At 64.9% G+C, this 18418-nt stretch carries 17 protein-coding genes; 5 read left to right on the forward strand and 12 right to left on the reverse strand.

What is annotated here, in order from left to right; genetic code table 11:
- Positions 1-239: NAD(P)-binding domain-containing protein (locus tag G3N97_RS25630; protein WP_241030826.1), on the reverse strand; the 239-nt coding region annotated here is incomplete at its 3' end.
- A 190-nt stretch (positions 240-429) separates the two neighbouring features.
- Between G3N97_RS25630 and G3N97_RS25635 the strand changes: the two genes are divergently transcribed.
- Positions 430-639, forward strand: coding sequence for a dodecin (locus tag G3N97_RS25635; RefSeq protein ID WP_205995875.1), 210 nt, complete (start codon positions 430-432; stop codon positions 637-639).
- Between the two features lie 131 nt (positions 640-770).
- Here G3N97_RS25635 and G3N97_RS25640 read toward each other — a convergent pair whose 3' ends face one another.
- The 4 genes from G3N97_RS25640 to G3N97_RS25655 all read right to left on the reverse strand — a co-directional run bounded on the left by G3N97_RS25640 (position 771) and on the right by G3N97_RS25655 (position 5750).
- The gene (locus G3N97_RS25640) at positions 771-1856 is read right to left on the reverse strand and encodes a BMP family ABC transporter substrate-binding protein (protein ID WP_205995876.1); all 1086 of its coding nucleotides are present in this window, start codon (positions 1854-1856) and stop codon (positions 771-773) included.
- Between the two features lie 87 nt (positions 1857-1943).
- The gene (locus G3N97_RS25645) at positions 1944-2873 is read right to left on the reverse strand and encodes an ABC transporter permease (RefSeq protein WP_205995877.1); all 930 of its coding nucleotides are present in this window, start codon (positions 2871-2873) and stop codon (positions 1944-1946) included.
- 81 nt (positions 2874-2954) lie between these two features.
- Positions 2955-4061, reverse strand: a complete 1107-nt coding sequence (locus tag G3N97_RS25650) for an ABC transporter permease (RefSeq protein ID WP_065060127.1) — start codon at positions 4059-4061, stop codon at positions 2955-2957.
- A gap of 66 nt (positions 4062-4127) precedes the next feature.
- Entirely contained in the window at positions 4128-5750 is a 1623-nt protein-coding gene (locus G3N97_RS25655; protein WP_205995878.1) for an ABC transporter ATP-binding protein, read from the reverse strand.
- A 353-nt stretch (positions 5751-6103) separates the two neighbouring features.
- Between G3N97_RS25655 and G3N97_RS25660 the strand changes: the two genes are divergently transcribed.
- Positions 6104-7036 carry a LysR substrate-binding domain-containing protein gene (locus tag G3N97_RS25660; protein ID WP_065060128.1) on the forward strand — a complete coding sequence of 311 codons (933 nt, stop codon included), beginning with the start codon at positions 6104-6106 and terminating at the stop codon, positions 7034-7036.
- A 63-nt stretch (positions 7037-7099) separates the two neighbouring features.
- On the opposite strand, the gene G3N97_RS25665 is transcribed toward G3N97_RS25660, so the two are convergent.
- Together G3N97_RS25665 and G3N97_RS25670 are read right to left on the reverse strand one after the other, a co-directional pair.
- A complete protein-coding gene (locus G3N97_RS25665; protein ID WP_241030827.1) occupies positions 7100-8509 on the reverse strand; it encodes an 8-oxoguanine deaminase in 1410 nt (469 codons plus the stop codon).
- 152 nt (positions 8510-8661) lie between these two features.
- Positions 8662-8853: a hypothetical protein gene (locus tag G3N97_RS25670; protein WP_205995879.1), complete on the reverse strand. Its 192-nt coding sequence runs from the start codon at positions 8851-8853 to the stop codon at positions 8662-8664.
- Positions 8854-9123: 270 nt separating this feature from the next.
- On the opposite strand from G3N97_RS25670, the gene uraH reads away from it, so the two are divergent.
- Both uraH and G3N97_RS25680 read left to right on the forward strand, forming a co-directional pair.
- Positions 9124-9477 carry a hydroxyisourate hydrolase gene (gene uraH, locus G3N97_RS25675; protein ID WP_065060131.1) on the forward strand — a complete coding sequence of 118 codons (354 nt, stop codon included), beginning with the start codon at positions 9124-9126 and terminating at the stop codon, positions 9475-9477.
- Between the two features lie 245 nt (positions 9478-9722).
- Positions 9723-10916, forward strand: a complete 1194-nt coding sequence (locus G3N97_RS25680; RefSeq protein ID WP_205995880.1) for a urate hydroxylase PuuD — start codon at positions 9723-9725, stop codon at positions 10914-10916.
- Between the two features lie 108 nt (positions 10917-11024).
- Here the strand turns inward: G3N97_RS25680 and G3N97_RS25685 are convergent, their stop codons facing one another.
- From G3N97_RS25685 to G3N97_RS25705, 5 genes are all read right to left on the reverse strand, one after another.
- Positions 11025-12467 carry a TolC family outer membrane protein gene (locus tag G3N97_RS25685; RefSeq protein WP_241030828.1) on the reverse strand — a complete coding sequence of 481 codons (1443 nt, stop codon included), beginning with the start codon at positions 12465-12467 and terminating at the stop codon, positions 11025-11027.
- Positions 12468-12511: 44 nt separating this feature from the next.
- Complete coding sequence (locus G3N97_RS25690) at positions 12512-14623, reverse strand: peptidase domain-containing ABC transporter (RefSeq protein ID WP_205995882.1); 2112 nt, start codon at positions 14621-14623, stop codon at positions 12512-12514.
- Positions 14624-14625: 2 nt separating this feature from the next.
- Positions 14626-15834, reverse strand: coding sequence for an HlyD family efflux transporter periplasmic adaptor subunit (locus G3N97_RS25695; protein ID WP_205995883.1), 1209 nt, complete (start codon positions 15832-15834; stop codon positions 14626-14628).
- Between the two features lie 72 nt (positions 15835-15906).
- Positions 15907-16866, reverse strand: a complete 960-nt coding sequence (locus G3N97_RS25700; RefSeq protein ID WP_205995884.1) for a hypothetical protein — start codon at positions 16864-16866, stop codon at positions 15907-15909.
- Between the two features lie 107 nt (positions 16867-16973).
- A complete protein-coding gene (locus G3N97_RS25705) occupies positions 16974-17120 on the reverse strand; it encodes a hypothetical protein (RefSeq protein ID WP_205995885.1) in 147 nt (48 codons plus the stop codon).
- A gap of 431 nt (positions 17121-17551) precedes the next feature.
- Between G3N97_RS25705 and G3N97_RS25710 the strand changes: the two genes are divergently transcribed.
- Positions 17552-18418, forward strand: an 867-nt coding sequence (locus G3N97_RS25710; protein ID WP_277397770.1) for an ESPR-type extended signal peptide-containing protein, incomplete at its 3' end; no start/stop codon positions are given.

An 18418-nucleotide genomic window follows, 5' to 3' on the forward strand; every position in this document is an offset into this window, starting at 1 on the left:
GCGCCGTCCGCGACGCAGAGCAGCACCACCTCGGCCCGGCGCGCGAGTTCGCGCGGCGTGACGACCACGCGCGCGCCGTCGGCGACGAGCGCCTCGGCCTTCGCTACGGTACGGTTCCACACGCTCACCGCGTGCCCCGCGCGCAGCAGATGGCGGATCATCGGCGCGCCCATTAATCCCGGGCCGCAAAATCCCAGTTCGGTTTTGTCCTGCTCCTGCATGTGCTTCGTCTCCTGCATGGCGTTGCTCGTCTCGATGTGCGGTACTGCGTTGCTTGACGTCGCTCCGGCTTCGGTTCCGGGCACGCGCAATGCACGCGGATTCCGCGAGGCGCCATCATAACCGGCGGCCTGAGGGCATCAGCTCGCATCCGTATCTATACTCGATTGGCGCATCCCCCGAACAACCGTGCCCAACGGAGACACTGTCATGAGCGACCATGTCTACAAGCAGATCGAACTCACCGGATCGTCCAAGGTTTCCAGCGACGAAGCCATCCGCTGCGCCATCACGCGCGCGTCGAAAACGCTGCGCCATCTGCACTGGTTCGAGGTCGTGGAGACGCGCGGCCTGATCGAAAACGACCAGATTTCGCACTGGCAGGTGACGATCAAGGTGGGCATGCGCATCGACGACTAGCCGCGCGTTCGCGTCGGCAGAAGACAAAACGGCAGCGCGAAGCCGATCGGGCCTCGCGCTGCCGTTTCACGTCCAGCGCCCGAAATAATCTGAGGAAACGCGCCGCGCTTTTTTCGCCGCCGATTGCCTCATTACTTCGGCAGCGAGCCGTCCACGCCTTCGACGTACCAGTTCAGGCGTTGCAGTTCCGGGTCCGTGAGCGTCTTGCCCGCCGCGACCTTGACCGCACCCGTCTGATCCTTGATCGGGCCCGTGAACACGTCCCACTTTCCGCTGGCAATCGCTTCGCGCTTCGCGGCGACGGCCTTCTGCGCATCGGCGGACAGATCGGCCGTATTCACGTCGCCGAGATCGACAGCCTTTTGCGGAATGCCCCACCAGACCGGATCGTTCTTCCACTTGCCGTCGAGCACCTGCTGGATCGCGGCGACGTAGTACACGCCCCAGTTCGCCTCGACCGAGCCGAGATGCGCGTGCGGGCCGAACTTCTTCATGTTCGAATCCCAGCCGAACGCGTGCACGTGCTTTTCCTCGGCGGTCGCGAGCGTCGCGCTCGAATCGGTGTTTTGCAGCAGCACGTCGGCGCCCTGCCCGATCAGCGTTTCGGCCGCCTGCTTTTCCTTGCCCGGATCGAACCAGCTATTGATCCAGATAACCTTGGTGTGGACCTTCGGATTCACCGAACGCGCGCCCAGCGTGTACGCGTTGATGTTGCGGACCACTTCGGGAATCGGCACCGAGGCCACGAAGCCGAGCGTGTTGGTCTTCGTCGCATAACCGGCGGCCACGCCCGCGAGATACGCGCCCTGATACATGCGCACGTCATAGGTGCCGAAATTCGGCGCCTTCTTGTAGCCGGTCGCGTGCAGGAACACGGTGTCCGGGAAGTCCTTCGCCACTTTCAGTTCGAAGTCCTGATAACCGAAGCTCGAACCGAAGATGATCTTGTTGCCCTTGCTCGCGAGATCGCGGAACACGCGCTCCGAGTCCGCCGATTCCGGCACGTTCTCCACGCGCGTGATCTTGATCTTGTTGCCGAACTTCTGTTCGGCGGCCTTCGAGCCCTGATCGTGCGCGTAGGTCCAGCCCGCGTCGCCGGGATTGCCGAGGTAGACGAACGCGACGCCCGGCGCATCGGCGGCCTGCGCGGCCGGGACGAGCGCCGCCGTGCTGCACGTGGCGGCGACGGCGAAAGCGGTCAGGAGGGTTTTTTTCATTGTGTGGATCTCCGGTCGTGAATTGAGAAACTGCGAGCGCTTCTGTTGTCGTGTCGTTATCGAGTCGTTGTGTCGTTGTGGAATGCTTCAAGCCGCGCCAAAGAAGGACTTGCCGAGCGAGGCCGGCGCGTTGAGGCGAATGGTGTTCGGGTTGCGCGAGATGAGCACCAGCACGACGATGGTCGCCACATACGGCAGCATGGCGAGGAACTGCGTCGGCACCGGCACGCCCACCGCTTGCGCGTAGAACTGCGCGCCCGTGACCGCGCCGAACAGCAGCGCGCCGATCAGCAGACGTCCCGGCCGCCACGTCGCGAACACCACCAGCGCGAGCGCGATCCAGCCGCGCCCCGCCGTGATCTGCTCCTGCCACAGATGCAGTTGCACGACCGAGTAATACGCGCCCGCGAGTCCCGCCATCGCGCCGCCGAACGCGGTCGCGCCGTAACGCACGCCGATCACCGGAAAGCCCACCGAATGCGCGACCTGCGGCGACTCGCCGACCGAGCGCAGCACGAGTCCCGCACGCGTGCGGTAGAGGAACCAGCCGACCACCGCGAACATGACGAACGCGAGGTAATCGACGGGCGTGAGATTGAAGAACGCCGGGCCGACCACCGGCAGATGCGACAGGCCCGGAATCGGCCATGCGGATATCGTCGCCGAGGTGGCGGCCGAGGTGTACGGCTTGCCGACGTAGGCCGAAAGCCCGACGCCGAAGATCGTCAGCGACAGTCCCGTGGCGACCTGGTTGGCCTGCATCGTGAGGACGAGGAAGCCGAACAGCAGCGACATCGCCACACCGGCCGCCATGCCCGCCACGAGTCCGAGCCACGGGTTGCCGCTGATCGTCGTGACCGCGTAACCGGTGACGGCGCCCATCAGCATCATGCCTTCGACGCCGAGGTTGAGCACGCCCGACTTCTCCGTGACGAGTTCGCCCACGCCCGCGAACATCAGCGGAATGGCGGCGGTGACGGCGCTCGACGCGAGCGAGCTGGCTTGCTGGATATCCATGTCGTGTGACCTGTTTCGGATGCGTTGTGTGGCGAGTGCGCGAGTTACGAGCTGCGACGAAAGGCGACGCAGATGCAGGTGTCAGCCCGCCGTCGCCACGGTATGGCGGCGACGGATGCGGTAGTTCACGAAGAGATCTGCGCCGAGCAGACAGAACAGCAGCAAGCCCTGGAACACGCCCGAGAGCGCTTGCGGCAGTTGCAGCGAGGTCTGCACCGCTTCGCCGCCGAGATACAGCAGCGCCATCAGCAGACTGGCGAGCACGATGCCGACCGGATGCAGCCGCCCCACGAACACGACGATGATCGCCGTGAAGCCGTAGCCCGGCGACCACGTCGCCTGCAACTGGCCGATCGGACCGGCGATCTCGCCCATGCCCGCGAGCCCGGCCAGGCCGCCCGACAGCAGCAGCGAAGTCCAGATGGTCTTTTTCTCGGAGAAACCGGCGTAGCGCGCGGCGAGCGGCGCGAGTCCGCCCACGCTCATGCGATAGCCCGCGAAGCTGCGGCGCATGAACAGCCAGACGAGCGGAATGGCCGCGAGCGTCAGGAAAATCGACGCGTTCAGACGCGTGCCGCGCAGCCAGTGAATGCGCCAGTCGCCGCCGAAGGTCGGATAGAGCGCGTCGCCGCTGAACATTTCGGAGAGCGGAAAATTCATGCCGTTCGGATCGCGCCACGGACCGCTGACGAGCCAGATCAGCAATTGCGTGGCGACGTAGGTGAGCATCAGGCTCGTGAGGATTTCGTTGGTGTTGAAGCGGCTCTTGAGCCACGCGGGAATCGCCGCCCACGCCATGCCGCCGAGCACGCCCGCGAGCATCATCAGGAACAGGATCCACCAGCCCGTCGACTGATCGAAATAGATCGCCACGCCGCTGGCCGCGATGCCGCCGAGCACCATCTGCCCTTCGGCGCCGATGTTCCAGACGTTGGCGCGATAGCCCGCCGCGAGACCCAGCGCGATCAGGCACAGCGGCGACGCCTTGAGCAGCAGTTCGCTCCAGCCGTTGACGCTGGAAAGCGGCTCGATGAAGAACGCGTGCATCGCCTGCAAGGGATCGCGCCCGACGAGGCCGAAAATCAGAAAGCCGATCGCGAGCGTGAGAAGCGCGGCGATCAGCGGCACGGCGATGCGCACCGTGCGGGACGGCGTCGTGCGGGCTTCGAGTCGGTAAGGAAAAATCATGGCGGTGGAATCGGAAACGTTGCGTCGTTGTCGTTATGCGCGGCGTGTTATGTCGTGCCGCGCCGCTCACGCGTGCGCCGTCGGCGCGGCCGGTTCGGCGGGCGGCTCACCGCCGTTCTGCGGGCCGGTCTGCGAACCGTTCTGTTCCGCGCGTTCGCCGAACAGCCCCGCCATCCAGCGGCCGATTTCCTCGGCGTTCGTTTCACCGGTGAGGCGCGCAGGCGACAAACGTCCGCCTGCAAGCACGGCGATGCGATCGCAGATATCGAACAGCTCCTCGAGTTCTTCGGAGATCACGAGAATCGCCACGCCGCGCGCCGAGAGATCGAGCAACTGCTGCCGGATGAACGCCGCCGCGCCGACGTCGACGCCCCACGTGGGCTGCGCGACCACCAGCACCTTCGGCGCCTGCAGAATCTCGCGCCCGACGATGAACTTCTGCAGATTGCCGCCCGAGAGGCTTTGCGCGAGTGCGTCGGGACCGCCGCAACGCACGTCGAATGCGCCGATGCAGCGTTCGGCGAACGCACGCATCGCGCCGGTCTTGAGCCAGCCCGAGCGCACCATGCCTTCGCGATGCGCCGTGAGCAGCGCGTTCTCCGCGAGCGACATCGCCGGCACCGCGCCGCGTCCGAGCCGCTCTTCTGGCACGAAGGCGAAGCCGAGCTTGCGGCGCGCACCCGCGGACATGCGTGCGGCCGGCTTGCCGCAGATCGTCACCGCGTCGGCGCGCATGCCGTGACGCGTGATCTGCGCTTCGCCCGAGAGCGCGGCGAGCAACTCGGCCTGACCGTTGCCGGACACGCCCGCGATCCCCAGAATCTCGCCCGCGTGCACGCCGAACGACACGTCCTTGAGCGAGGTGCCGAACGGATCGTCGCTCGGCATCGACAGTTGCTTCACGTCGAGCAGCACGTCGCCGGGCGTGTGCGCACGACGCGTGTAATCGGGCAATTCGCGCCCCACCATCAGGCGCGCGAGCGACGCATGCGTTTCCTCACGCGGATTCACATTACCCGTGACCTTGCCGCCGCGCAGCACGGTGGCCGTATCGCAGAGTTCCTGAATTTCGTCGAGCTTGTGGCTGATGTAGAGAATGCTGCAGCCTTCCGACGCCAGCCGGCGCAGCGTGCCGAACAGCTTGCGCACCGCTTGCGGCGTGAGCACCGAAGTGGGTTCGTCCATGATCAGCAGACGCGGGTTCTGCAACAGGCAGCGCACGATTTCCACGCGCTGGCGCTCGCCCACCGTGAGGCTGTGCACGTGGCGCTGCGGATCGACGTCGAGACCGTATTGCGCCGACACTTCCCGGATGCGTTTTGCGAGCGCCTTCAGATCGAACGTCTCGTCGAGCGAGAGCGCGATGTTCTCGCCCACCGTCAACGTTTCGAACAGCGAAAAATGCTGGAACACCATGCCGATGCCGAGCTTGCGCGCCGCCGCCGGACTCGCGATCTCGACGCGCTCGCCTTCCCAGCGAATCTCGCCTGCGTCCGGGCGCACCGCGCCATAGACGATTTTCATCAGCGTGCTCTTGCCCGCGCCGTTTTCGCCGAGCAGCGCGTGGATTTCGCCGGGCGCGACGGTCAGCGTGACATCGTCGTTGGCGCGCACCGCCGGATATTGCTTCGTGATGCCAAAAAGCGCGAGTCGCGGCGTGCTGGCTTGACGGGAAGAAGAGTCGCCCATGGAGGTTGTGCCGTAGTTCGTTGTGTTGCGCCTGCGTTGCGGCTGGAATGTCGCCGAAGTGCGGAAACCGGTTGCCTGATCGCGCGCGGAAGCCGGTTCGCGCCATGCCCGCGAAGCGCCGCTGCGCGGGTGACGATACCCGTTAGCCCTGCCAACGTCGAGACATCAAAAATGTTCGTCGTCCAGACCTCACAGGCGTATACCGGTTATTTGGCAGACGCGCGCCAGCGTGGGCCGGGCTTTCACACGACGTCGGTATAAGCCGCCCTTGACGGCCCTTTTTGTCCATATTAAAAAACATATACCCACGAAGCCTTTCGATCAGCCAAAACATATAATTCGGAGAGTAGTTCATGAGTCAGCAACGCGAGGCGATCGACACGTACCTCTTGCGCGTCTTGCACACCCTCTTGATGGAACGCAGCGTCACGCGCGCGGCCGTCAAGCTCAATCAATCGCAACCCGCAATCAGCGCCGCGCTGCGCCGTCTGCGCGACATCACCGGCGACCCGCTGCTGGTGCGTGGCAAGTCGGGCATGGTGCCCACCGAATACGGTCTGCGCCTGCTCGAACCGGTGCAGAACGCGCTGCGTGAAATCGAGCGCATTCGTTTCCAGCAGCACAATTTCGATCCGGCCACGTCCATTCGCTGCTATCGCATCGGTTGTCCCGACTATCTGAACGTGCTGTTCGTGCCGACCGTCGTCGAGCGCTTCCGTCAGGCCGCGCCCAACGCCACGCTCGAATTCCATTCGCTCGGTCCCGCGTTCGACTACGAACTCGCGCTCGAAGAAGGCAAGCTCGACATCGTCATCGGCAACTGGCCCGAACCGCCCGAGCAGTTGCACCTCTCGAATCTGTTCGTCGACCAGATCGTCTGCCTGATGAGCAACACGCATCCGTTCGCCAAGCGCGGCGGGCTCACGCTCGATCAGTACCTGAACGCGCCGCATCTCGCGCCCACGCCCTATTCCGTGGGTCAACGCGGCGCCATCGACGTGCATCTCGCACGCGAACGTCTCAAACGTCATGTCGTCGTCACGCTGCCGTACTTCAATCTCGCGCCTTACGTGCTGATCAAGTCGGATCTCGTGTTCACGACCACGCGTCTGTTCGCCGATCATTACGCGCGCTTCCTGCCGCTCACGGTCGTGCCCGCGCCGCTCGATTTCCCGCCGATGCAGTACTACCAGTTGTGGCACGAGCGTTGTCATTATTCGGACGAAGTGCGCTGGTTGCGCGGCCTCGTCGCCGAAGCGACGAAGACGCTGATCGACAAGCCTTAAACGATGTCCAGGCGAAGCGGCGTTCGGCGCCGCTTCGCGCTTCCTCAACTCATCACCGAAGCATTAACGCGCCGCCTGCACGAGCCGCGCCGCGAGCGCGTTATGCCGCTCGATCACCGGACCCAGTTCGACGGTCTGCAACACCCCTTCCTTCACCACCACGCGTCCGCCGATCACGCTCAACGCGACCTGCGACGGCGCGCAGAACACCAGCGCCGCGACCGGATCGTGCAACGCGCCCGCAAATAGCGGCTGACGCAGATCGAACGCGACGAAATCCGCCGCCATGCCGGGAGCCAGCGCGCCGATGTCGTCTCGCCCGAGCACTTTCGCGCCGCCCAGCGTGGCGATTTCGAGCGCCTCGCGCGCGGTCATCGCATCGGGTCCAAAACCGACGCGCGCGAGCAGCATCGCCTGACGCGCTTCGGCCACCATCTGCGCGCCGTCGTTCGACGCGGAACCATCGACGCCGAGCCCGACCGGCACGCCCGCAAGCCGCATCTTCTTGACCGGCGCGATGCCCGATGCGAGCCGCATGTTCGAGCACGGACAATGCGCGACGCCGGTGCCCGTGCGCCCGAACAGGCCGATGCCGTGATCGTCGAGCTGGACGCAGTGCGCATGCCAGACGTCCGTACCGATCCAGCCCAGATCCTCCGCGTATTGCGCCGGCGTCATGCCGAATTTTTCGCGGCTATACGCGATGTCGCTGACGTTCTCCGCGAGGTGCGTGTGCATCGAGACGCCGTAGTGCCGCGCCAGCGTCGCCGACTCGCGCATCAGATCGCGGCTCACCGAGAACGGCGAGCACGGCGCGACCACCACGCGCAGCATCGCGTAACGACCGTCGTCGTGATACGTCTCGATGAGACGCTGCGTGTCGACGAGAATCGCGTCCTCGCGCTCGACCACCGAATCGGGCGGCAGACCGCCGTCTTTCTGTCCCACGCTCATGCTGCCGCGGCTCGCATGAAAGCGCATGCCGATCTGCTGCGCCGCGCGGATGCTGTCGTCGAGACGGCTGCCGTTCGGATAAATGTACAGATGGTCGCTCGACGTCGTGCAGCCGGACAGCAGCAGCTCGGCCATCGCCGTGAGCGTCGACACCTCGATCATCTCGGGCGTGAGATTCGCCCACACCTTGTAGAGGTTCGTGAGCCAGCCGAACAGCTCGGCGTCCTGCGCGGCGGGCAGCGCGCGCGTGAGGCTCTGGTACATGTGGTGATGCGTATTGACGAGGCCCGGCGTGACGAGATGGCCGGTCGCGTCGATCACTTCGTCGGCGTCGGGCGGCAATTCCGCCGTCGGGCCGACCGCGACGATGCGGTTGTCCTCGACATAGAGGCCGCCGCCGCGAATCTCGCGGCGCGCGCCGTCCATCGTCACCAGCATGTCGGCGTTCTTCACCAGCAGCGTCCTGCCCTTGCCGGGTTCACGCGCCATGCCGTTCGTCGTGCGGTTCGTGGGTTCCATCGTGTCTGTTCGCTCCGTTGTCGTGCCGCGGCGTTTTGCTGTGCCGCGGCGTTCGGGCCCTGGCCCTGAGTGTTGACAGACGTCCCTGCCGCACGCGCCGCTCAGCCGGAAACCGGTGCCGACGCATCCCCGCGAGGACGCCGCTGGCCCGGTTACCCGGCGCGCAGCGCCGTCTTCGGGATGCGCCGTCCGCCGTTCAGCCGGCGAGGCAGTGCATGACCTCTACCTTCGGCGGTCAAAAACATGCTGACAATTCGCGCCAATGAGATACCCGAATTCACGCCCAGCATATAAAGGTCGATTTTTGGCTGTGCGAGGATGTATTCATGGGTGAAAACCCGCATGAAAAATGCGGGTTGGATCGCGCCGGAAGGCCGCCAGGACTGGCGCGGCGCGCGAGGCTCATGCTGCCGGCATTATCTTTCCTATCGCTCGCGCGCTGGAGGCTCGATCGTTCTTAAAATGCGTTCACGGCGCTCGCATCGATCCGCCGACGGGTATGTAGCCACTGTCTCGCCAGCGACGTGGAGCCTCGATCCGCCGCACCGAATTCCGGGATCGGGCTGTCGCCGCAAGCTCGCAATGACACCAGCAAAACACAAGGAAAACTGCGAATGGGCAAGCTGACTACCCACGTGCTCGACACCGCGAACGGCCGTCCCGGCGCGGGCATCAAGGTCGAACTTCATGCGCTCGACGGCGAGGCACGCCGGGCGCTGAAGACCGTGACCACCAACCACGACGGCCGCTGCGACGAACCGCTGCTCGAAGGCGTCGCGCTCGCGGCGGGCGAATACGAACTCGTGTTCCATGCGGGCGATTACTTCGCGGCGCTCGGCGTGAAGGTTCCGGAGCCGCGTTTCGTCGATCGCGTGGTGCTGCGTTTCGGCATCGCCGACGTCAACGCGCACTACCACGTGCCACTGCTCGTCTCGCCGTGGGCGTACAGCACGTATCGCGGCAGCTAGGCGCGCCGCGTTTCGACATCGCACCCACAACACAGACACAACAACAGACGGACCGCAAAGACAGCGGCTAGACAGATTCAACGTCGACGCAGCGGCGCGATATCGCGCATGGAGCGCACTGGCGCGCCCTGCTCGCACGACGCCGCCTCTTTGCATGGCGTCCAGCCCCGCAGTCCGCGCGCGACGGCGCATCGATCCCAGGACGATGCCCAGCGCGCGTCACGAATCAGGAGTGGAGGAGTTTCATGGAAGGCTTTATCACTGACTGGCTGAACCTCGCGTTGCGCTGGTTCCACGTCATCGCGGCGATCGCGTGGATCGGCGAATCGTTCTATTTCGTCGCGCTCGACAACAGCCTGAAACCGCCGACGGACCCGAACCAGCGTCGTCGCGGCGTCTTCGGCGAACTGTGGCACGTGCATGGCGGCGGCTTCTACAACATGCAGAAGTACACGGTCGCGCCGCCCGAAATGCCCGACGACCTGCACTGGTCGAAGTGGCCTTCGTACACGACGTGGCTCTCGGGCGCGTCGCTGTTTACGGTGCTCTATCTGATGGCGCCGAATACGTATCTGATCGACAAGAACGTGCTCGACATGGGCCCGGTCGTGGCGATCTTCTCGGCGCTCGGCTTCCTCGCCGCGGGCTGGATCGTCTATGACTCGCTGTGCCGTCTGCTCGGCACGAAAGACCGTCTGCTGGGCGTATGCGTGGGCATCTACGTGGTGATCGCCGCGTACCTCGCCTGCCACATCTTCTCGGGCCGCGCCGCGTATCTGATCATGGGCGCGATGCTGGCGACGATCATGTCGGCGAACGTGTTCTTCGTCATCATCCCGGGCCAGCGCAAGATGGTCGCCGCGATGCTCAAGGGCGAAGTGCCGAACCCGATTTACGGCAAGCGCGGCAAGCAGCGTTCGGTGCACAACACCTATTTCACGCTGCCGGTGGTGTTCGCGATGCTGTCGAACCACTACGCGATGACCTACGCACACGCCTACAACTGGGCCGTGCTCGTGGTGATCATGCTGGCCGGCGCGCTGATTCGCCAGTTCTTCGTGATGCGTCATCGTGGCCAGCAGCTCTGGTATCTGCCGATCGGCGGCGTGGCGCTGATGTTCGTCGCGCTGGTGTGGACGCTGCCGCGCCCGGTCGTGCCGCAAGCCGAAGCGGCGAACGCCCCGACGCTCAAGGTCGGCGACATCCAGCCGATTCTTCAGCAGCGTTGCGCGGGCTGCCATTCGGCGCACCCGACGATGATGGGCGCCGCGCCCGCCGGCGTGATGTTCGACACGCCCGATGAAATCACGCAGAACGCGCAGCGTCTGTATCAGCAGGCGGTGACGCTCAAGGCGATGCCGCTCGGCAACGTCACGCACATGACGGACGACGAGCGCCAGAAGATCGCGATGTGGTTCCAGGGCGGCGCAAAGCCGTAATCGCGTGACGCTTGCGAGCGTCGCAAGTTAAACGCAAAGGCCCGAAGCAGACGATGCTTCGGGCCTTTTGCTTTGTTGCTGTCTGGCTTGTTGCGCCGGTAAAAATGGTTACCAGACCGCGCCGGAAACCGATGCAGCCGGAGCCATCTCGGCGGCGCTCATCGGGCGTCGTGTTGCGGGCGCTTTTTCTGGCTTGTGTGCGGGCTCCGCCATCTGCGATTCGACGAGTGTCGTCTCCCTCACCGCCGCAGTCACACCAACCGTCTTGCCCTCGCCTTCACGCCCGAACAATTGCGTGTTGATTTGCCCCACTTCGTCGAGATCGAGAATCGCGGCTTCGGCCAGCAGCTTGAGCAAGGCGAGCACCGTGTCGTAACGCGCGCGGATCTGATCGCGCTGGCTCGCATAGAGCGCATCGGTTGCGCGCAACACGTCGACGCTCGTTCGGCTGCCCGCGCGAAAACCGATTCGCGTGGCATCCAGCGCGTCCTGCGCGCGCCGCGCCGACTGCGCGAGCGCCTGGCTGCGCTCGACACCCGCGTTCACGCGCAGCCAGCCGTCGCGCGCGTTCGCCGCCGCGTCGCGCACGGCGGCTTCGAGTTCGTCGCGCGCCTTGTCCTCGAGCGCCTGCGCTTCGCGCGTGAGCGCCGTGGTTTCGCCGCCCGAGAACACGGGGATCGTCACCTGCAGCATGCCGGTCGTGGTGGTGGTCGGACGCGAGTAGCCGCCGCCCGCACCCGCCGGCGTATGCGTGACTTGCAGCGAAACGTTCGGATAATGCGCGGCCTGCGCCTTCTGCGTATCGAACTTCGCGACCTGCAAAGCCATCTCGCCGATCTGCACCGCGTACGCGCGGGTTTGCGCCTGCGTGACCCACGGTTCGACGTCGGCGGGCGCGAGCGCAGGCGGCGCGACCTGCGCGGGCAACACGGCGAGCGCGCCCGCCGGTTTGCCGGTCAGCCGCTCCAGCGCGAGCCGCGTGAGTCTCGCCTGAGTCTGCGCGTCGAGCCATTGCACTTGCGCCTGCGCGCGGCTCGATTCGGCTTCGCGCAGATCGACGAGCGTCGCCTCGCCCGCCGACTTCGCGCGCATCAACTGCGCATAATGCGTATCGAGCGCCGCACGATAGGCGCTGGCGCGCGCGAGTTCGTCCTCGGCGGCGAGCGCATCGAAATAGGCTTGCGCCGCGCGCAGAATCGCGTCCTGCGTCGCGCTCGCCGTCTCCAGCTTGCCGCGCGCGACCACGTAATCCGCCTGACGATACGCGGTCCAGAGCGACCAGTCGAAAATCGGCTGAACGAGCGAAACGGTCCAGCCGCTCTGCCAGTAGTGCTGAGTGGGAAAGTCTTCCATCACGATGCCGTTGTACGCGCGGCCCCAACCGCCCTGCACGCGCGGCATCAGGCCCGCGCGCGCCTTCGGGACCGCCTGCATCGCCGCGCGGTACGCGTCGCGCGAAGCGGCCAGCGTCGCGTCGTGATCGAGCGTGTCTTCCACCACGTCGAGCAGGTCGGCGGCGTGCGCGGCCGGCGCTGTCAGCAGGAGCGACAACGCGCACGCCACGCCGGCCAATCGTTTTGAGCAGAAGGCCGCCATCACGCCGACTCCATCACGGCTTCCGCCTGCGCGCGATCCACTGGCACGAACGCTCCGTCGATCAGGTGATAGTGGCGATCGAAGCCCTCGGCCATCGCGACATCGTGCGTGATCACCACGACGGTGCGCTCGATCCGCTGCAGCAGCGACGCGATCCGCCGCACGGCAAGCGGATCGAGATTCGACGTAGGTTCGTCGAGCAGCAACAACTCACGTGGCTGATACAGCGCGCGCGCCAGCAACAGCCGCTGACGCTGCCCCGCCGAAATATTCGCCAGCGAATCGCTGATGACCGTGCGCGTGCGCATCGGCAGACGCATCACGTCGTCGAGCAGACCCACGGCTTCGAGCAGCGCGTGAATGCGCTTTTCGTCGGCGTTGCCTTCGAACAGCGAAATGTTATCGGCAATCGAGCCGTGCAGGATGATGTCGCCCTGGCGCATGTGGACCGCGTGTCGGCGGATTTCGTCGACCGCGAGATTCGGCCACGCGATGCCGTTGAGCAGAATCTCGCCCGACTGCGCCTGCTCGGCCGCCGCGAGCAACTTGAAGAGCGTCGACTTGCCCGTGCCCGATGGACCGGTGATGACGATCTTGTCGCCGCGCGCGATGTCGAGGCTCGCGCCGCGCAGCACCGGCTGATCCGACACGCCATACGCAAACGTCACGTCGCGCACGCTGATGCGTTCGAAGCGCCGCGCCTCGACGGTCTTGTGCACATCTTCGAGCGGCGTGTAGCGCTCGGTTTCGGTCTGCGTGATGTCGTCCACGCGCGCGACGGGCACGCTCAGCATGAAGTACGCGAAACCGGTGTTGATCGCGTGCGCGACGCGGTCTGAGAACAGCGACTTGTAGATCATGAACGAATAGAACGCGCCCACCGACACCGTGCCCGCGAGCATGAGCTTCGCCGCGAGCCACGTGACGGCGAGCGTCTCCGCGTGGGCGAGCAATTTGAGCACGGCATCGCGCGTCGCGGACAATCGGGTGCTGCGAAACAGCACGGAAGCGTAGCCGCGAAACTGTTCCATGAAGCGCGCGACGCGGCGCGTTTCGCCCTGCGAGAGCTTGATGAGCGGCGCGGCGCGCACGGTTTCGATCAGCGCGTCGTCGCAACGCGCGGCTTCGTTGAACACGCGCGCGTGCGTCTCCCACATCGACGCGAACATCAGCCCGGAAACGAGGATATAGAGCGCGAAGATCGCCAGCACGACCAACGACAATCCCGGGTTCTGGACGAACATCAACGCCAGCGCGAGCAGGCCGACCGCGAGATCGATATAGAGCGCGACGACCGAGCGCGAAGCGAAGCCCGTCACTTCGTCCTGCGCTTTCACGCGCGCGAAGACATCGCCCACGTTGCGCTTTTCGAAGTACGAAACCGGCAGACGCAACAGATGACCGAGCAGCCCTTGCGTGGCGTTCACGCTCATCAGCGCGTGCAGCAATTCGACGAGCACGCCCTGCGCGTACTGACTGAGCGCGCCCACCAGGAAGATGCCCGCGAAGGTGATCGCGAGCACGTTCAGCAGGTTGAGGTTGTCTTCCGCGACCACGTGATCGAGCACGAACGCACCGAGATACGGCTGCGCGAGCACGGCGAACTGACCGCCGAGCGCAACGAAGAGGATCTTCGCCATCTGGCTGCGCATCTGCGGATTGAGCGCGCGCAATTGCGCCAGCGCGCCCGGCACGCGCCAGCGCCTGGCGATGCGCTGCATCGCGGGCGTGGGCGCGCACTCGATCAGATAACCCGACACGTTGGCGAGAAACGTCTCCATGGCGATGCGCCGTCGCCCCATCGCCGGATCGATCAGCTTCACATAGTTGCGCGAGCAACGTTCGATGACGACGAAATGCGCGCCGCCAAAGTGGACGATCGAGCCGCGCTTGATTTCCGCGACATTCTGCGGCTCGAAGCGAAACGCCTGTACGTCGAGGCCGAATTCGGTCGCGACGTCGTAGAGATCCATCAGCGTCAGGCCGTTCGCCGAAATCGGGCGATGTGCCGACAGCTCGCGCACTTCCGTCGCTCGACCGCAATGCGTGAGCACCATTGCGAGACACGCGTAGCCGCATTCCGCGACTTCATTCTGGTAGATGACGTGCATGCTCAACCTCGCGCGATCTTGAAGAACGGCTCGAGCACCCACTCGGCCACCGTGCGCCGCTCGACCACGACGCTCGCGCTCGCCTGCATGCCGGGCAAGATGTCGAAGTGCTGCTTGCCGTAATCGAAGGTGCGCCCGCGCAAGGTGACCCACGCGACGTATTCGTCGCCGGGCGGTGTGGCGGCCGCTTTGTCAGCACCCGCGCTCGCTGGCGCGGTCGGCGCGGCGCCCACTGTCGTGCGCGAAATCGAATCGATGCGCGCTTCGTAGGAGCCGAATTTCGCGTACGGAAACGCGTCGAATTTGAGGCGCACGGTCTGCCCTTCGCGCACGAAGCCGCGTCGCCGCGAGGGAATGCGCAACTCGGCGCGCAATGGCTGCGAGGTATCGGTCACGATGACGAGCGCAATGTCCGACGGTTGCAGCATCGCGCCCTGAACCAGTCGCGAAAAGGTGACTACGCCCGATTTCGGCGCGGAAATGGTGGCGTCGCGGCGGTTTTGCTCGAAACGCGCGTCGGCCTCCTGAAGATCGCGCGCGTGGCTCGCATCGAGTTCCTTTAGTTGCGCCGCGAGCGCGGTCTGCGAATTCTGGAGATCGGCGAGCGCGGCCAGCGTTTGCTGCCTGCGCGAAGCAGATTCCGCGCGCGCGATGCGGCTCTGATGCACATCCGCGCGGGCCTGCTCGATTCGATCCGCCACGACGTAGTCGGCCACCGATTCGAGCCGCGCGAGCTTCTTCTGCGCGTCGCCAACCAGTTGCGCGTTCTGCGCACCTTGTTCGCCGATCTGCGCAAGTTCGGCGCGGCGGCTCGCCTCGTTGGCGCGCGCGGTGGCGAGCTGGGTATTCAGATCGATACGGCGTTGCGTGTAGAGCGCGTCCGCGGCGCGACGTTCTTCGTCGCGCACCTGTGCGTCGAATGTCGCGCGGCGCGTGCCGTCGTTGGCGAGCGACATGTCGCGTTCGAGACGAAACAACGGCTGACCAGCGGCGACACGCGCGGGCGGCTCGACGTAGATCGCCGAGACCAGGCCCGTCTCGCCCTGAATCTTGATTTCGGCCGGCGAGACGATCTCGCAGCGCACGTCCTGCTTGAGCTCGACTTCATGCGTGAACGCCAGCGCCACGGCCACGACGACAAACGCCGACGACGCATAGGCAATCCAGCGCCAGCGAATATCCCGAAACTCGGGAAGAGGCTTCGATTCCATCTTGTTATCAGGTCCCCGTTGCCGGCGGTGCCGGCAATGCGTGTGATTCGTCGACAGCGTGTTATGCGCAGCTCAGCGCGTGGGCGCGAAGTGATAGCCGCTCGGATGGCCCGCGAACAGCCAGTCCGGATAGTTGTGGCGACGCGCGGCGTCGATGGCGTCGGCGAGCCGTTGCGGCGCGTCTGACGCAGCGAGGTCGAGCGGCTCGCCCACCTGAACGTCGAAACGCCCGTTCGACAGCGTCAGGTAAAACGGCAGCAAACAGGCATCGATCGGCGCCCCGAGCCGAAAGACGCCGTTATGCACGCGCGCGGCGCGCCCCGACATCGTGACGCCGACGGTTTCCATCGGATATTTCGCGAGCGAAAACGGCGCGGCGTCGGCGAAGATCGCCAGCACGCCGTCTCGCCGCAGCGCTCGCGCCACGCGCAAACCCAGCCTGTTGCGCTGCTCGCTGTCGCTGTCGTAGGTGTACAGCACGGGCACGGACGGGATCATCGCGGCGTCGTCGCCGTAGACGTCGCGTGGCACGCCCGACACCACGGCAATGGACGTCAAACCGAGCACCTTGCGCACTTCGTCGATCACATAGATGTTGGCGTACTGCGAAACATGGTGAAACGGCGAAAGCAGGACTGCGCGCCCCGGTTCGCGCGCCTTGATTTCGCGGATGCGCTGCGCCACGCGCGCACCGGCGGCACGCAAATCCGGCCACCTGTCGCGATTCAGCGCGCGACCGGCATAAAGGTACTCATCGAGCAATCGCTGACGCAGATCCGCCGACATCGCGCGCAACGCGTGTTGGCGTGCAAGCCCGACGTCCATGCGCCCCGCTTCGTAACGCGCAATGCCGCTTGCGCGCGAGCGTGCGTCGAACAGACTGCCGATCAGCCAGCGCAGTGACGCGATGCGTTCGACACCCGCGAACGACAACCTCGCGAACACGGCGCGGCGCATGGCCTGACGCGCAAAGGCGACCAGGTAGCGCAGTTGCCGTATGAGACGCAGCAGAACGGAAAGTGGAGTTGGCATGGTGATTGGCGGCTTGCGATGGAGCGACGACGCGATTCGCCGTCCATGCGCGATCGTCACGTCGAATCGCAGAAGGGGCTTGCGCCCCTCCTGCTCAACTCACGCGATTAACGCGGAACCGGCGAGCCACCCGAGCCGCCCGAGCTGCCCGACGACACCGGCGTCGAGACGACGCGACGCGGTGCGCAGCAGCCCTTACAGCAACCGCCGGCAGCCTTGATTTCCGCGAGTTGAACGCGTTCGATTTTTTTCATGATTAGGTTTCCTCATTTAAGTTGGTTTATGCCTCCCGTGTTTTGGGGGGCGGATTGATCCTATCAAACACAGAATCGCAGTCCAATCCGATTGACACTTTTTGATCACTGTTCACAACAATTAAGCGCTACCTGACTCACGCCTCATTGTGATCCTTCAATGCGGAAGAATTCCCCCACAGCCGCGAACGATCTACGTCAACTTTTCTGCCTAATCCCTTCTGCATGTTTAGGGAAGACACCTTCCCTGCCAGGCACGCTCTGAGACAACGAACAGCCGCATCGCGGTCCATTTAGGACAAATCGTATGTTCGGTGGATTGGTCCCCACATAAATTTCGCCGAGCACGTGATCGTCATACGGGGGGCATCCCGAACTGCCTGCGCCCTGTCACGCGCATTCGCCTTTCACCTCATCCTATAGGTAGTTAGATGAACAAAATATATCGCTCCGTCTGGAGTGAAACAGACCAAACCTGGGTAGCAGCGCCTGAAACTACCGCTGCGCGCGGAAAATCGTCACGCACGATGGTGGTCATCGCCACCGGGGCCATGGGTATCGCGGCGAGTCTCGCGGTCAATCCCGCTGGCGCGGCCACGGTGGGCACCGTCGGCAACGGCTCGCTCGAACTCTGTTCCGGCGCGACGGGCTATGCGTGGGGGAATACCGGTGGATACGAAAGAATCGACTGCTCAGTCGACGGAAAAGGCAAGACCGACGGCCTCACCTTCTCGCTGAACAACGCTGGTGACGGGAGAGGCGGATACGGCTTCTCCACGTCGACCGCACGCGTTTCGGGCTACGCCGACGGCACGCTCGTCAACTACGGCAAGACCGTCGAGATCCGTGGCACCGGCCCCACCACCGGCAACGACGCTGCCGTGAAGGTCTACGGCAAGACGGCGTTCGACAGCCAGGTCCTGATGACGGGACACAAGATCACCGGGCTCGCAGACGGCGACGTGACGGCGGACAGCAAGCAGGCCGTGAACGGTTCGCAGCTTTATGCAGCCCAGCAACAGGTCAACAACCTGCTCGCAGACGCCGTGCTGTACGACTCCTCGGCGCACGACAAGGTGACGCTCGGCGGCCCGGGCGCATCGTCGCCGGTCAAGCTCACCAACGTTGCTGAGGGCGCGCTCGAAAGCGCGAGCACCGACGCCGTCAACGGCTCGCAGCTTTACGCCACGAACAAGGCCGTCACCCAGATCGCGGGCGACATCACCAACATCAACGGCACGCTCGCAGATGCCGTGCTGTACGACACGCCCGCGCATGACACCCTCACGCTCGGCGGC

The organism is Paraburkholderia sp. Ac-20347 (assembly GCF_017104805.1).
In the GTDB taxonomy this organism is placed as follows: Bacteria; Pseudomonadota; Gammaproteobacteria; order Burkholderiales; family Burkholderiaceae; genus Paraburkholderia; species Paraburkholderia tropica.

Excerpts from the sequence above, each read along its gene's own strand:
- G3N97_RS25695 (WP_205995883.1), bottom strand. The coding sequence starts at position 15,834 with ATGGAATCGAAGCCTCTTCCCGAGTTTCGGGATATTCGCTGGCGCTGG.
- G3N97_RS25670 (WP_205995879.1), bottom strand. The coding sequence starts at position 8,853 with ATGCGGGTTTTCACCCATGAATACATCCTCGCACAGCCAAAAATCGAC.
- G3N97_RS25700 (WP_205995884.1), bottom strand. The coding sequence starts at position 16,866 with ATGCCAACTCCACTTTCCGTTCTGCTGCGTCTCATACGGCAACTGCGC.
- uraH (WP_065060131.1), top strand. The coding sequence starts at position 9,124 with ATGGGCAAGCTGACTACCCACGTGCTCGACACCGCGAACGGCCGTCCC.
- G3N97_RS25690 (WP_205995882.1), bottom strand. The coding sequence starts at position 14,623 with ATGCACGTCATCTACCAGAATGAAGTCGCGGAATGCGGCTACGCGTGT.
- G3N97_RS25660 (WP_065060128.1), top strand. The coding sequence starts at position 6,104 with ATGAGTCAGCAACGCGAGGCGATCGACACGTACCTCTTGCGCGTCTTG.
- G3N97_RS25650 (WP_065060127.1), bottom strand. The coding sequence starts at position 4,061 with ATGATTTTTCCTTACCGACTCGAAGCCCGCACGACGCCGTCCCGCACG.
- G3N97_RS25680 (WP_205995880.1), top strand. The coding sequence starts at position 9,723 with ATGGAAGGCTTTATCACTGACTGGCTGAACCTCGCGTTGCGCTGGTTC.
- G3N97_RS25665 (WP_241030827.1), bottom strand. The coding sequence starts at position 8,509 with ATGGAACCCACGAACCGCACGACGAACGGCATGGCGCGTGAACCCGGC.
- G3N97_RS25635 (WP_205995875.1), top strand. The coding sequence starts at position 430 with ATGAGCGACCATGTCTACAAGCAGATCGAACTCACCGGATCGTCCAAG.
- G3N97_RS25640 (WP_205995876.1), bottom strand. The coding sequence starts at position 1,856 with ATGAAAAAAACCCTCCTGACCGCTTTCGCCGTCGCCGCCACGTGCAGC.
- G3N97_RS25705 (WP_205995885.1), bottom strand. The coding sequence starts at position 17,120 with ATGAAAAAAATCGAACGCGTTCAACTCGCGGAAATCAAGGCTGCCGGC.
- G3N97_RS25645 (WP_205995877.1), bottom strand. The coding sequence starts at position 2,873 with ATGGATATCCAGCAAGCCAGCTCGCTCGCGTCGAGCGCCGTCACCGCC.
- G3N97_RS25655 (WP_205995878.1), bottom strand. The coding sequence starts at position 5,750 with ATGGGCGACTCTTCTTCCCGTCAAGCCAGCACGCCGCGACTCGCGCTT.